The organism is Niallia alba (genome assembly GCF_012933555.1).
Taxonomy (GTDB): Bacteria; Bacillota; Bacilli; order Bacillales; family Cytobacillaceae; genus Niallia; species Niallia alba.
In genome coordinates, this window is sequence record NZ_JABBPK010000001.1 from 1,779,962 (window position 1) to 1,793,831 (window position 13,870).

12 protein-coding genes and 1 pseudogene are annotated in these 13,870 nt (G+C 34.4%); 10 read left to right on the forward strand and 3 right to left on the reverse strand.

Going from position 1 to position 13,870, the window contains the following annotated elements:
- Positions 1–76 precede the first annotated feature (76 nt).
- On the forward strand, positions 77–1,276 hold the full coding sequence (locus HHU08_RS08570; protein WP_101730144.1) for a phosphoglycerate dehydrogenase: 1,200 nt from the start codon (positions 77–79) through the stop codon (positions 1,274–1,276).
- A gap of 147 nt (positions 1,277–1,423) precedes the next feature.
- Here the strand turns inward: HHU08_RS08570 and HHU08_RS08575 are convergent, their stop codons facing one another.
- Positions 1,424–2,380, reverse strand: a complete 957-nt coding sequence (locus HHU08_RS08575; RefSeq protein WP_101730143.1) for a ribose-phosphate diphosphokinase — start codon at positions 2,378–2,380, stop codon at positions 1,424–1,426.
- A gap of 347 nt (positions 2,381–2,727) precedes the next feature.
- On the opposite strand from HHU08_RS08575, the gene HHU08_RS08580 reads away from it, so the two are divergent.
- The 6 genes and pseudogenes from HHU08_RS08580 to HHU08_RS08605 form a co-directional block, all read left to right on the forward strand.
- On the forward strand, positions 2,728–4,083 hold the full coding sequence (locus HHU08_RS08580; RefSeq protein WP_101730142.1) for an amino acid permease: 1,356 nt from the start codon (positions 2,728–2,730) through the stop codon (positions 4,081–4,083).
- 641 nt (positions 4,084–4,724) lie between these two features.
- Positions 4,725–5,702 carry an ABC transporter ATP-binding protein gene (locus tag HHU08_RS08585; protein WP_016200826.1) on the forward strand — a complete coding sequence of 326 codons (978 nt, stop codon included), beginning with the start codon at positions 4,725–4,727 and terminating at the stop codon, positions 5,700–5,702.
- Positions 5,703–5,707: 5 nt separating this feature from the next.
- A complete protein-coding gene (locus tag HHU08_RS08590) occupies positions 5,708–6,511 on the forward strand; it encodes an ABC transporter permease (protein WP_040342407.1) in 804 nt (267 codons plus the stop codon).
- 6 nt (positions 6,512–6,517) lie between these two features.
- Positions 6,518–7,300: an ABC transporter permease gene (locus HHU08_RS08595; protein WP_016200828.1), complete on the forward strand. Its 783-nt coding sequence runs from the start codon at positions 6,518–6,520 to the stop codon at positions 7,298–7,300.
- An 86-nt stretch (positions 7,301–7,386) separates the two neighbouring features.
- The gene (locus HHU08_RS08600) at positions 7,387–7,551 is read left to right on the forward strand and encodes a YozQ family protein (RefSeq protein WP_016200829.1); all 165 of its coding nucleotides are present in this window, start codon (positions 7,387–7,389) and stop codon (positions 7,549–7,551) included.
- Between the two features lie 112 nt (positions 7,552–7,663).
- Positions 7,664–8,185, forward strand: a pseudogene (locus tag HHU08_RS08605) (polysaccharide deacetylase family protein); the annotation flags it as partial.
- A gap of 103 nt (positions 8,186–8,288) precedes the next feature.
- Here HHU08_RS08605 and HHU08_RS08610 read toward each other — a convergent pair.
- The gene (locus tag HHU08_RS08610) at positions 8,289–9,323 is read right to left on the reverse strand and encodes a DUF3231 family protein (protein ID WP_169188282.1); all 1,035 of its coding nucleotides are present in this window, start codon (positions 9,321–9,323) and stop codon (positions 8,289–8,291) included.
- 188 nt (positions 9,324–9,511) lie between these two features.
- On the opposite strand from HHU08_RS08610, the gene HHU08_RS08615 reads away from it, so the two are divergent.
- Both HHU08_RS08615 and HHU08_RS08620 read left to right on the forward strand, forming a co-directional pair.
- Positions 9,512–10,195 carry a response regulator transcription factor gene (locus HHU08_RS08615; RefSeq protein WP_169188283.1) on the forward strand — a complete coding sequence of 228 codons (684 nt, stop codon included), beginning with the start codon at positions 9,512–9,514 and terminating at the stop codon, positions 10,193–10,195.
- Between the two features lies 1 nt (position 10,196).
- On the forward strand, positions 10,197–11,201 hold the full coding sequence (locus HHU08_RS08620; RefSeq protein WP_169188284.1) for a sensor histidine kinase: 1,005 nt from the start codon (positions 10,197–10,199) through the stop codon (positions 11,199–11,201).
- Between the two features lie 900 nt (positions 11,202–12,101).
- On the opposite strand, the gene HHU08_RS08625 is transcribed toward HHU08_RS08620, so the two are convergent.
- Positions 12,102–12,464, reverse strand: coding sequence for a DUF3888 domain-containing protein (locus HHU08_RS08625; protein WP_169188285.1), 363 nt, complete (start codon positions 12,462–12,464; stop codon positions 12,102–12,104).
- A gap of 436 nt (positions 12,465–12,900) precedes the next feature.
- Between HHU08_RS08625 and HHU08_RS08630 the strand changes: the two genes are divergently transcribed.
- Positions 12,901–13,821 (forward strand): hypothetical protein, encoded by a 921-nt coding sequence (locus tag HHU08_RS08630; RefSeq protein ID WP_169188286.1) that lies wholly within the window; start codon positions 12,901–12,903, stop codon positions 13,819–13,821.
- The last annotated feature ends 49 nt before the right edge of the window (positions 13,822–13,870 follow it).

A 13,870-nucleotide genomic window follows, 5' to 3' on the forward strand; every position in this document is an offset into this window, starting at 1 on the left:
CTATTTTGGTTTAAAAAGGAAAGAGTATTTTCCAAGCTTATAAAGAATATAAATGATGAAAAAGGGAGCAATGGAGATGAGCACTACGACTGTAAAAGAAGTAAAAACAATTAAGACCTTAAATAATATTGCAGCAAGTGGCCTAAATGTATTTAAAAAAGGCAATTATACAATGGATGATACAAGTAATAATCCTGATGCGATTCTTTTGCGCAGTTTTAATATGCACGGACTGGAACTGGGAGATAAGTTAAAGGCAATCGCCCGCGCAGGGGCAGGTGTCAATAATATTCCGGTTGAACAATGTACAGCACAAGGGATCGTTGTATTTAATACACCAGGTGCGAATGCAAATGCGGTAAAAGAAATGGTGCTGATGTCGTTGATGGCTTCTTCTCGCAATTTATTTGAAGGAGTATCATGGACGAAAACAATCGCTACGGAAGGTGATCAAGTTCCAAAACTTGTGGAAGCCGGCAAAAAACAATTTGTTGGTCATGAAATCAAAGGGAAAACACTAGGTGTAATTGGTTTAGGAGCAATTGGGGCACTTGTTGCTAACGATGCTCTTGCTCTTGATATGGATGTTATTGGATATGATCCATTTCTTTCTGTAGATACAGCCTGGAATTTATCACGTAATGTACAGCGAGCAATGACATTAGAACAGCTATTTGCAGAGTCTGATTATATAACGGTCCATGTACCATTAACAGAAGACACGAAAGGAATGTTTAACAAACAAGCATTTGATTTCATGAAACCAGGTACACAAATTTTAAACTTCTCTCGCGGAGAACTGGTTAATGAAATAGACATGGCTGTCGCATTGGAAGAAGGAAGGATAGGACGCTATATCACAGATTTTCCAAATGAAAATGTTCTCCAAATGAAAAATACGATTGCGATTCCGCATCTTGGAGCATCTACAGAAGAATCAGAAGAAAATTGTGCCGTAATGGCAGCAAGACAAGTAAAGGATTTCTTGGAAACTGGCAACATTAAGAACTCTGTTAACTTTCCAAATGCCTCTATTCCATACACAGGGAAACGTCGTGTAACAGCCTTCCATTTAAATGTTCCTAATATGGTTGGACAGATTACACAAGTAATTTCCACCTATCAGTTGAATATTGCAGATATGGTAAATAGAAGTCGCGGTGACTATGCTTACACGATGATCGATATTGACAATCAAGTAGCAGATCACATTATTCCACTGCTATCTCAGCAACTAAAAGGAATTGATGGAATTGTTACGATGAGAGTAATCTAAAGCTAGGAAACAGGTAAAGTAAAAACGATAGACTCCAAGGCAAAAAAAGAGGAAGTATTTTGCCGGAGTCTATTTGTACGTAGTTAGAATACGAATTTCCTAAAAACAAAAAGGCTGTCCAATTGGACAACCTTTGCACAAATAGCCTTATTTAAACAAGACACTAACTGATTTATTCTCATAAACGCGGATAATCGCATCACTAAGTAATTCAGCAATAGATAGCTGTGTGATTTTGGAGATTCTCTTTTCTTCTGGAAGCGGTATGCTATTAGTGACAATCAATTCTTTAATTTGTGATTCTTGAATCATATCAATAGCTGGTTCAGATAAAACGGGATGGATACAACATGCGTATACTTCCTCGGCTCCATTATCAAGTAATGCTTTCGTTGCAGTCGTAATTCGGTAAGATGTATCGACGATATCGTCGATAATAATCGCGGTTTTTCCTTCAATATTACCGACAACGTTTACTTCACGAGGACCAATATCTTTCGGACCACGTTTATCAATGATGGCAATAGGTGCTTTTAAGCGGTCGGCAAGCTCACGTGCACGAGTAACACTACCGTGGTCTGGCGCTACTACCACAACATCATGGGAAAATTCTTTCGTATTTAAATAATCAGCAAGTAGCGGGATACCAACTAATTGGTCCACTGGAATATTAAAGAAGCCCATCGTTTGTGGTGCATGAAGATCCAAAGTTATCACACGGTCTGCACCAGATTTTTGAATTAAATTGGCAATTAATTTAGCGGTAATTGGCTCTCTCGGCTGTGCTTTTCTATCTTGACGCGCATAACCATAATAAGGAATAACCACATTGATAGTATTGACGGAAGCTCGTTTTAAAGCATCAATCATGATAAGCAATTCCATAATACTTTGATTTACGGGATCGGAAGTGGACTGGATAACAAATACTTCACAACCACGTACACTTTCTTCAATATTGATTTGAATTTCGCCATCGCTGAATTTTTTGACTGTACACTTTCCTAATTCTGTACCTAGATGTTCCACAATTTCTTGGGCAAGTTCTGGTGTTGAATTAAGAGAGAATACTTTTAATTTTGTTCCTTGGTATGTATTGGGCATGATTGCTTCCTCCTATATTTTGAACATACTTAGCGATGCTCATTCTACCTAAAGATACTTCTATCAAATATTGTAGGATACTGATATTTGCATTGCAACCAATTAATAGATTTTTCGCATAAAACAAGATCATTTTTCATGACATAGAATGGAAATATTACTAGTATATACCCATTTTTAGCATATGTTAAAAAAATAAAATTAGCCATTAAATAGAGATAAATTCCTATATCTATCAAGAAGTAAACAGATTCGTGTATCTTGTCTTAGAATGTGCTAAACTATAATTCGTTGACTTTGTTACATAATATATTTAAATAGTACAACTGAAAAGAGAGTGATTTAAAATGCAACAAGAAACATTGTCTAGAGGCTTGAAAAACAGACATGTTCAATTAATTGCGATTGGTGGAGCAATAGGTACAGGACTGTTTCTCGGTGCGGGTAAGTCTATTCATTTAGCTGGACCCTCCATTTTGTTTGCTTACATCATTACGGGTATTATCTGTTTTTTGATTATGCGTGCTTTAGGGGAACTGCTTTTATCCAATCTAGAGTATCATTCATTTGTTGATTTTGTTAATGATTATTTTGGAAGAAGAGTCGCTTTTGTAACGGGATGGACCTATTGGTTTTGTTGGATTTCCATTGCAATGGCGGACCTAACTGCAATTGGTATGTACACTCAATTTTGGTTTCCGAATATTCCTCAATGGGTACCCGGATTAATAGCTTTGATTGTCTTACTAATTATGAATTTAGCGACAGTTAAGTTATTTGGAGAAATGGAGTTTTGGTTTGCCTTAATCAAAATAATTGCGATTATTGCTTTAATCATCATTGGTTTTATCATGATTGTAAAAGGTTTTTCAACAGATGCAGGACCATCAAGTTTTACTAATTTGTGGAGCCATGATGGCATGTTTCCGAATGGGATGAATGGATTTATTTTGTCTTTCCAAATGGTTGTTTTTGCCTTTGTAGGCATTGAACTAGTAGGTTTAACAGCTGGTGAGACAGAAAATCCTGAAAAGGTTATTCCAAAAGCAATTAACAATATTCCTATACGAGTGTTGATTTTTTATGTAGGGGCATTGCTTATTATTATGAGTATTTACCCTTGGAATGCTATTAATCCAGCAAAAAGTCCATTTGTTCAGGTTTTCCTGGCGGTCGGTATAACCGCTGCTGCAGGAATTGTTAACTTTGTTGTTTTGACTTCGGCTGCATCGGCTTGTAATAGTGCAATTTTTAGTACAAGTAGAATGACGTATGCTTTAGCAAAGGAAAAGAATGCACCAGAGGCACTAGCTAAATTAACCAAACATCATGTTCCCTCTAATGCTTTGTTCTTCTCGGTTATTGTCGTTTTAATTGCTGTTATTTTAAATTATATCATGCCAGAAGGTGTGTTTACGTTAATTACAAGTATATCTACTGTTTGTTTTATTTATATATGGGCAATTACGGTTCTCTGTCATCTGAAATATCGAAAAACAAGACCAGAGCTTGCAGCAAAAAATAAGTTTAAAATGCCACTGTTTCCAGTAGCTAACTATATCATCCTCCTTTTTCTAGCGTTTGTTCTTGTTGTGCTAGCACTTGCAGAGGATACAAGAATCGCATTGTTTGTGACACCAGTATGGTTTATTTTACTATTGGTAATTTATCATCTTAAATGGGTTAGACATTCTTATCGATAATATCTTATCTTGCTCATGATCCCCACTTTAAGCTACGGAAAATGGAGAAAGCCAGGTGTTGGATTAACCCGTAAAGGCCCACTAAGTGTTAGCAGGGATAAGGAAAATCTCCCACTGATAGGAAGTTTTCTTTCTAAACAATAATTAAGAGGCTGGGACATAAGTATTCCAGCCAAGGATAATTCCGAACAATTATACGAAGATGCTAATGAATGTTCCGTATAATTGTTCGGGCTTTTATTTGTTTTTCAAAGGATGTTTCCATGAAGTTTGGTGCGATTCCCCGCAGCCGGAATACACTTCGCTTTCCATGGGGCTCGCGCTGAGCCGCTTCGGCCTGTGGCCTGCAGGGTCTCAGACTGTCTCGCTAATCCCATAGGAGTCTTCGTGTATTCCGGCTGCTCTGTTTTTCCAACTAATTATATTTCCTCTTGTAAAAAGTATGCGAAAGCAGCCGCTATTTACTAGCTATATTAGAAATTGTTCGTCTTTACAGAGTATCTATTTAGGTTATGTCCCATCCTCTTTTTATTATCCCTTGATTTTGAGCGAAAGAAAATTTTAAAAAATCAAAAAACACCATTGACAAATTCTTCAATAAAATGCTATTATATTCTTCTTTTGAAAAGGAGGGAGAAGCATTGATTAAAGTAGACGGGATAAATAAGTCCTTTAAGGTTGCTAAGCGAGCAACAGGATTGGTGGAAGGACTAAAAGCCCTTGTTTCTAGGGAGCACACGATTGTCCATGCATTAAATGATGTGAGTTTTACGATAAATCCAGGAGAAATTGTCGGTTATATTGGTCCGAATGGAGCAGGGAAATCAACTACGATAAAAGTAATGAGCGGCATCTTAGTTCCAGATAGTGGAAGTTGTGAAATAATGGGCTATACACCATGGAAGGATCGAGTAGAATATGTGAAAAATATTGGTGTCGTCTTTGGGCAACGATCCCAGCTATGGTGGGACGTACCGGTCATCGATTCATTTGCTTTATTAAAAGATATTTACCATATACCAGATAAAGAGTATGATGAAACGTTATCGTTATTAATTGACACACTCGAGTTAAAAGATATCCTACATTCACCAGTAAGACAGCTCAGTTTAGGACAGCGGATGCGTTGTGAAATTGCAGCTTCCCTTATACATAATCCACAAATTCTATTCTTAGATGAACCTACCATCGGTCTTGATGCAGTTAGCAAAATTGCAGTAAGAAACTTTATAAAAAAAATCAATAAACAGAAGAATGTAACGGTTATCCTTACAACACATGATATGTTTGATATTGAAGCACTTTGTGATCGAGTTATTCTAATCGGAAAAGGGAGCCTATTATATGATGGGAATCTACAGGAACTAAGAAATCGCTTTGGATCTCATCGAACAATAACGGTAGACTATAAGTCTAGTAATATACCTATTCAAATTCCCGGGACCATTAATCTCTCCCGGACAGAAGAAAGAGCAATCCTGAGTGTAGATACGACGCAAATATCTGTATCGGAAGTAATCATGGAGTTGTCTCATTCACTAGATTTAGTCGATATTTCCGTCATGTCACAGCCGATTGAAGATATCATTGTACAACTCTATAAGGAGTATGAGATATGAGGACAATGAAACCATATATGGCTGTATTAAGATTGCGTTTATTAAATGGTATGCAGTACCGTGCTGCAGCATTGGCAGGTGTTGCTACACAGTTTTTCTGGGGATTTATTTATATCATGATTTTTCAGGCATTTTATGCACAAGCGAGCTCGAATCAACCAATTTCTTTAGAAGAATTGGTCACTTATTTATGGCTACAACAATCTTTTTTAGCATTTATAATGCTATGGTTTCGCGACAATGAGTTATTTGATTTAATTACAACAGGAAATATTGCATATGAATTATGTAGACCAATTGGGATTTATGAATATTGGTTTAGCAAGTTACTAGCACAGCGGTTAGCTAGCGCATTATTAAGGTGTTTTCCGATATTGTTGCTGGCTTTTTTGCTGCCTCCAGCTTATCGGATGATGTTACCCCCAGATGTCAAAACGTTCTTGTTATTTTGTCTCTCGCTTTTATTGGGATTATTGGTTTTAGTGGCTATTTCAATGTTTATCTATATTTCCGTATTTATTACATTATCCCCGATGGGTTCTCTTCTAGTATTTGGTGTTGTAGGAGAGTTTTTTGCTGGGATGGTTGTTCCTATTCCATTAATGCCAGAGTGGTTACAACAAATCGTTTATCTTCTGCCGTTCCGATTAACAGCTGATTTTCCATTCCGGGTCTATTCTGGTCATATTCCAAATGGAGAAGCAATGGAAGGAATCTTCATTCAGCTTGCTTGGCTGTTAGTACTCGTTTTCTTTGGGAAAATAGCTTTACAAAAAGCGATGAAAAAAGTCATTGTACAGGGAGGGTAAGCTTAGATGAGACTATATTTTCAATACCTTCTATTATTATTTAAATCACAAATGCAATATCGAACATCTTTTTGGTTATTGTCATTAGGACAATTTCTGGTCCCCTTTTCTGCCTTTGCCGGATTATATTTTTTATTCGAGCGATTTGGACAAATAAAGGGCTGGGATTTTTATGAGGTTGCACTTTGTTTTGCTATCATTCATATGGCATTTGCATTAAGTGAATGCTTTGCAAGAGGGTTTGATAATTTCTCTAGTCTTGTTGCGAGTGGTGATTTTGACAGATTACTTGTTAGACCAAGGACAACCTTTGTACAGGTCCTTGGTTCAAAATTCGAGTTTACGAGAGTTGGGAGACTTTTGCAGAGTGTTATCGTGCTAGGTTGGGCTGTAAGTAACTTAGCAATCGATTGGAGTTTTTTGAAAATTTTAACGTTACTATTAATGATTATAAGTGGGGTTTTTATTTTTACTGGCATTTTTATTTTAGCAGCTACCCTCAGCTTTTGGACGATTCAAGGGTTAGAAATTGCCAATATTTTTACTGATGGTGGTAGGGAGATGGCGCAGTATCCGTTAAATATTTATCAAAAATGGGTGACGCGTTTTTTTACTTTTGTGATTCCTTTTGGAAGTGTTAATTATTTACCTTTACTTTACCTGCTTGGTAAAGGAGGAAAGGAAGAATGGCTATATATGCTGACACCCCTAGCAGGAATAGTATTTATCCTTCCCTGTATTTTTGTATGGATAGTGGGTGTTCGCCACTATCGGTCAACCGGTTCCTAATAGAGAATGTTTCCTGTTTCGTGAATGGTGGTATAAATCTAATAGATTAATTTACTTCATCAAGAAATAATGGGAGGCGTTTTAAAGTGAATAAAGAATCAATAACAAGCCCTGCAGGAAAAACACATCAGCCTAACGAGAAGAATCAAAAAGATGAGGCTTCAAAAGGCTTGAAAGAAACTCATGAGCAAGCAAATAATAGTTTAACAGAGGGTACAATTGATAAGAAGAAGGAAAAGGAAGAAAAATAAATTAGTATTAAAAAGGAGAAAAATGACTATTCATTTTTCTCCTTTTTGTATCTGGTGAAGGGGACACGTATAATGGATAGTGGTTAAATAAATAGAGAGAAAGGCTGTTAGAATGAAAAAAATATGGATTATATTAATAGGATTATTGGTTCTGTTTCTTCTTTTAGTTGCTACCTATAAATTAATGAATGCGCGGACTTTTCAATTGTTTGGGGGCTTAACGTATCAGGTGGAGACAAAGGAGAAAGTAGTTGCATTAACATTTGATGACGGACCAACAAAAAATGTGGATGACATATTAGCATTATTAGATACTTATGACGCAAAAGCTACTTTTTTTCTTATTGGAAATGAGATAGAAAGAAATCCTGAATTAGCAGAGAAAATAGTGGAAAAGGGACATCAACTTGGAAATCATACATATTCTCATGAACGGATGATTTTTAAATCACAGGCTTTTATAAAGAAAGAAGTGGAAGAAACAAATCAATTAATTGAAAAGGCAGGTTTCACAGGTGAAATAGATTTTAGACCACCAAATGGGAAGAAGTTATTTGGACTTCCATATTATTTAAAACAAGCAAATATAGATACGATTCTCTGGGACATTGAGCCTGATACTTATTATCAGACGCCATACGAACTTTTCTTAGTCTGTACGTATAATCGTTCGGGGTTATTTGGTTGAAAATACTTATGTCCCAGCTTCTTTCCTACAGAAAAATCATAATTTTAAGTTATTTAACTAACTTATCCCTCTCGGCTGCGTAAGGTGGATGCTCCATCCAGCCATTATCAATCATAATTTTTGCTGCATCTTCGGCAAATTTACTAATTTGAAGTAATCCTTTTGTATACATAACTCCTAAATCATGTCTTCCGCTAACAGCTACTGAGTTTCCGAAGGATCTAATTATCATGGAAAACATATCCATTTTATGAAATAACATTAATTTATCGGAAAAAGGAGTATCAGTAGAAGTTGTTACTAAATGATCTAGATAGGATGGTGCTGGTAAATCTTCTTTATGTAATTTTTCGACAAATAACTCAATATGCTTATGTGTGAAGTTTTTGCCTCTTTTAAATAAATCACGAATTTCTTCTTGTTCGGTAACTTGGCTAAATGCCGTTATTAATGCTTTACTAGCAACATTATTTTCAATATTATCATAAAGATGGGCTATCTCTAATGCATGTAAAGGTCTTACATGTCCAACATATCCATTTAAAAAATCCTTCTCAACAAAATCTTCTTTTTCTGGTATCGGAATAATAGGCGGTTTACGAATAAATCCCTTATTCATTAATACTTCTTTGATTTGCTCCATTAAAGCCATGGTAGATTCCATACAATACTTATAAAACTCTTCTACATCTTTTCTAAAAACAAGTGGAATGGCTACTTTATAAATGCTCATCCCTGCTTTAGCAGCATATTTAAGATAATGAACATAGAATTCATCTTCAAACAAACGAGGGGCTTGGGGGTTCAAATCTTCTTCTATAGAGAAACCTTTAGGTATGGGGAAATTTTCTTTCTTCAATATTTCTTCTGAAGTATTTAAGAATTCTGTAGTTAATGTAAACGCTTCTTCTAGTAATTTTTTTATATCTATATCCTCGACGTGCTGTAAATAATAGTGTAGAAAACATGTAGACATGCTGTTCCCCCTATAAGTCGCCCAAAGTTTACCCAACTCTGCTGATGTAAGCTTTTCACTAAGGTTTGTGTTTGTTGAACGTATATTTAGTGGTTTTTGCGTGTCCATTTTCATACTCCTTTAAAGTGATTTTGTTTTAGTATTCACGAGCATTTATTATCATATGCTAAACTTAATTACTAAAATGGAATCTTTTTTAAAGGGGAGAATTTTTTTGAAAAAATAGAATCACTTTCGCTCCTTGTTTCAATCGTTTAGAATAATACAGAAAAAAGAAAAATTTATGGGAGTAGATAATGAAGATACTACTTGTTGAAGACGATAAAACCATCGCCTCTGGTTTAGAATACAGTTTACAAAGTGAAAAATATGAAACAATTACTTGTCATGACGCAAAATCTGCTAGAAAGACTTTAGAAGAAGAGCTAATAAATATCGATTTATGTCTATTTGATTTGTCGCTGCCAGATGGTTCTGGGTATGAGTTATGCGAGATTGTAAAAAGTAAATCAGATAAGCCTGTTATCTTTTTAACTGTATTAGATGATGAAGTAAATGTTGTTATGGGTCTTGATATGGGAGCAGATGACTATATTACAAAACCATTCCGCTTAAGAGAGCTACTTTCTAGAATTAAATCTGTTTTGCGACGCTATAATAAGCAGCAACAAAATACTCCGGTTATTGAAGTTGATCATATTCGAATTAATACATTGGAAGGAAAGATTTATAAAAGGGATGAAGAAGTAGTAGTTACAGCACTAGAATACCGATTATTTCTTATCTTCGCTAATAACTTAGGACAAGTATTAACAAGAACACAGCTATTGGAGCGCATATGGGATGTAGCAGGAGATTTTGTTAATGACAATACCTTAACTGTTTATATCAAAAGGCTGCGTGAGAAATTAGAAGATAATCCGCAAAAACCGACTATTATTAAAACTATTCGCGGTCTGGGCTATAAGGTAGGTGACTAACATGCTTCGTAATCGAGAAGTGAAGATATTAACAACAGTTTTAGCTCTCATTAGTACAGTAGCAATTATGTATGCTATTATTGCATATTCCATTTCTGTCACAATATTTTTACTTATAGTTATTATCATTATTTTCGGATGCTTTTATCAATTTACAAGGTTTCGATACAAGGAAATAGAAAAGCTTTCGAGTTACTTGCAGCAAATTAGTAATGGGGATAAAAGCTTAGATATTCGTGATAATGTGGAGGGCGAGCTGAGTGTTTTAAAAAATAATATCTATAAAGTGACCTTAATGCTTTCGGAAAATAGTGCGCTTCTTCGTCAGGAAAAATTAAAGCTAACTGATGCGATTTCAGATATATCCCATCAATTAAAAACACCGTTGACATCTATGGTTATGATGACTGATTTATTAAGTGATCCACATTTAAAAGAGGGAAAAAGGCGCGAGTTTACGAATAATCTATCAATACAGCTGGAAAGAATGGAGTGGTTAGTCTCTTCTTTGCTGAAATTATCGAAAATGGATGCTGGTACGATTCTATTTAAAAAGGAGCAAGTTGATGTAAAAAAACTGCTTTATAAGGCAGTGGAACCAGTATTAATTCCGATGGATATCAAGGGACAGGCTTTTGGGATTGTAGGAGACGAGGATGTTACTTATATTGGCGATTTTAAATGGACAGTGGAAGCAATTATCAATATTTTGAAAAATTGTGTGGAGCATACCCATGAAGGCGGAGAAATACATATTCGATTTTCTGAAAATGTCTTATTTACGGAAATTGTCATTCAGGATAATGGGAAAGGTATCGCCAAGAAAGATGTACCTTATATTTTTAAACGATTTTATAAGGGAGAAAATGCAAGTGAAGATAGCATCGGCATAGGATTAGCGATGGCATATAGCATTATCAAAAGCCAGCATGGTGATATTGAGGTTAGAAGTAAGGTGGGGGAAGGGACTACTTTTCATATTAAGTTTTATAAACAGGTGGTTTAGTGAGGATAGCGGTATCTAGGAGCGGGAATGAAAGCTGAAAATTGTTCCGCTTTAAGAAAAAGTGGCGTTCATAGAAGGAATGAAAGCCAGAATCCGCTGAGCTGCAAGGAAAAGTGGTGTTCATAGAGGGAATGAAAGCTAAAAACTGCAAAGATAAAAGAAAAAGTTTTACTTTTTTCAATTTTCTCTTATATGGTTTTATCAACTATATTGATGAGCAACAATTCCCTTTTGCTTTCTATTCTCTTTATTCTTTTAACACTACCTCTAATTCTATTTTTAATAGACCTTTAATTACATAATAACAGAACGTTTGTTCTTGTTCGGCTAGTGACAAAGAAGACGGATGTAGGTTAGTAAAAAAGTTTAATTAATTTTCTTTTTTGCAACTATATAAACAGCACCTTAAATGTCTAGGCAAATATTTTAGGTATAACTCCAACATTTTACATTAAACCTACATTAAGATAACAAACGTAAATAAAAGCTGATTTTCCACATTGTTGTAGAAATCAGCTTTTGCTTTATTTAATGGAGTAATTCATTTGAGTTAGATTTTTTCTCTTCTAACTTTAATGTTCTGAAATCGAAGCTCTCTAATTGTTTCCTCTAATTGAAGTGTTAATTTCCCATATCCCTTTTATAAACTACATTACATAAAAGGGGTATATATCTTCAGCGTTATGATTGGCTAATAAAATTGTCATTTACAGAAGACTCTTTTCAGTATAATCCAGAATTCTAGTACGATAATTGAATACGTGGGTAGCATTAATTAGCTAATTTAGCTTAATCATAATGTTAAAAGGATATTCAGGAAAAGCATCAAAAAAGGCAAGTCACTATACTCTGTGTGGCGTAGATCTTGCAATAGTTATTTAGGGGTAACATCTTCCTCAATTATTCATATTTACTTTTTTTATGAGAATAATTTATAACTGTAACTCCTGCTGCACTAACGTTCATAGTTACAGTGTCTGTTCCTAAGTAGATATGAGCTTTCTCAAATGGCATTATAGTTACAACAACATCAAAATCATATCCCCCCTCGTTTTTTCTAGTGATGCTTATTACTTTAGCATCAGCAGGAGAAAATTGTGTTAATTGACCATAATAACCAGTTACAGCGTTGTTTATATAAGGATATAAAGTTGTTAAAAAGGTATCAGTAAGTATTTTTTCGTTATTCTGCGCTAGGGAATTAGTAGGAATGATAAACAACAATGAGAGGATAATTAATGCAACGGTTAATAGCTTTTTCACTTTATTAGCACCACCTAGATTAGTTTTATACCTAATATGTCTTTAATATTGGTCCAATATACATTTTTCGAATGAGTTTTCAGCACTTTTTTATTGTTGACATTAGTTCTTGAACATTCGGAATTTATAAAATGAATTTTGTGTGATACTAATCTAATTATCTGAAGCTCGCTATCAAAATACTAGGCTACAACTTACCTAATTAAAAATTTCATATTCTTATCTTGTTCAAATTTAATTTATTTCAAAAATCATTAGTGGTATAAGATGTATGGAATATGTTATCACGCTAAAAGAATCCTGATTTTCAGGGTTCTTTTTTTCATAAGAAAGGATAATAGTGAAATATTACTAAATTGATAAAATATAGAGGTTTTTTAAGTTGGTTGAAGAATTAGTATATTATGGTAAATTAAACTTTTTGAGGTGAACTTTAATGCAAATTAATAAAACAAATATGTTTGCAATAATTGCTTTTCTTATTTTTCTTATTTGGGGCTCTATAATTTTATTTAGTAATTCAACTGCAAATTATATAATACAAGAATCCAATTCACAAACTAAGGAACATGAATTAACAATAAAACAAGCGATTAATTTGGGATTAAAAAAAGCTAAAAATGAAATTGGGCCTAATATTAAGTTATTTGAAGTGACAAGTGTGGATGATGAATTAAAATCATTTAAAAATATAGGTTCCAATGGAAAGAGAAATAAATGGAATCTCACTTACGTTAACTCTCAAAATGGAAATCCTTATTATGTGACAATTGAAAACGGAGAGATTACTGAGTTATTTAATGATACATCTGGGAACATAAACCTAGATATTTTAATTGATCCAAAAGATATAAAAGTAGATAGTAGTGATTTGATAAAACATGCAAAAGATAATTTCGATTTAGCACCAGGTAATATCGCTATAGGGTATCATTTTGTTTTAACAAATAAACAAAAAGGTGAACCGATATTATCAGTCTATGGAACTAATGTAGACGGTTATTTTACCAAAATACATTACAATGCAAAATCAAGTAATTATATTAAATCTGAACATCAGCTTCCTGTGGGTGGCGGTTACTATAAAGAGAACGCTTCTGAAGTACTTCTAGTAACTGAAAAAGGATCTGCAGTAATTGGCTCAGACCTCTCTCCTAATTTTAAAATGGACAAAACAATTGCTATATGGGGATACCAAAAACCAGGTTCTACTTTATCAAAAACATTCCTAAAAATATCAAAGGACGGAGGTTCAAATTGGGAATTGATAAATGTTAACGAAGAACATATAAGTAAAATTTGGTTTTCTGATAAATATATGGAAAATAATACTATTTTTATTGCGACAAATCACTAGTGTTGCATAAATAGTGTCATAATTTTCAGTTTACTCACCTTCCCTGTTT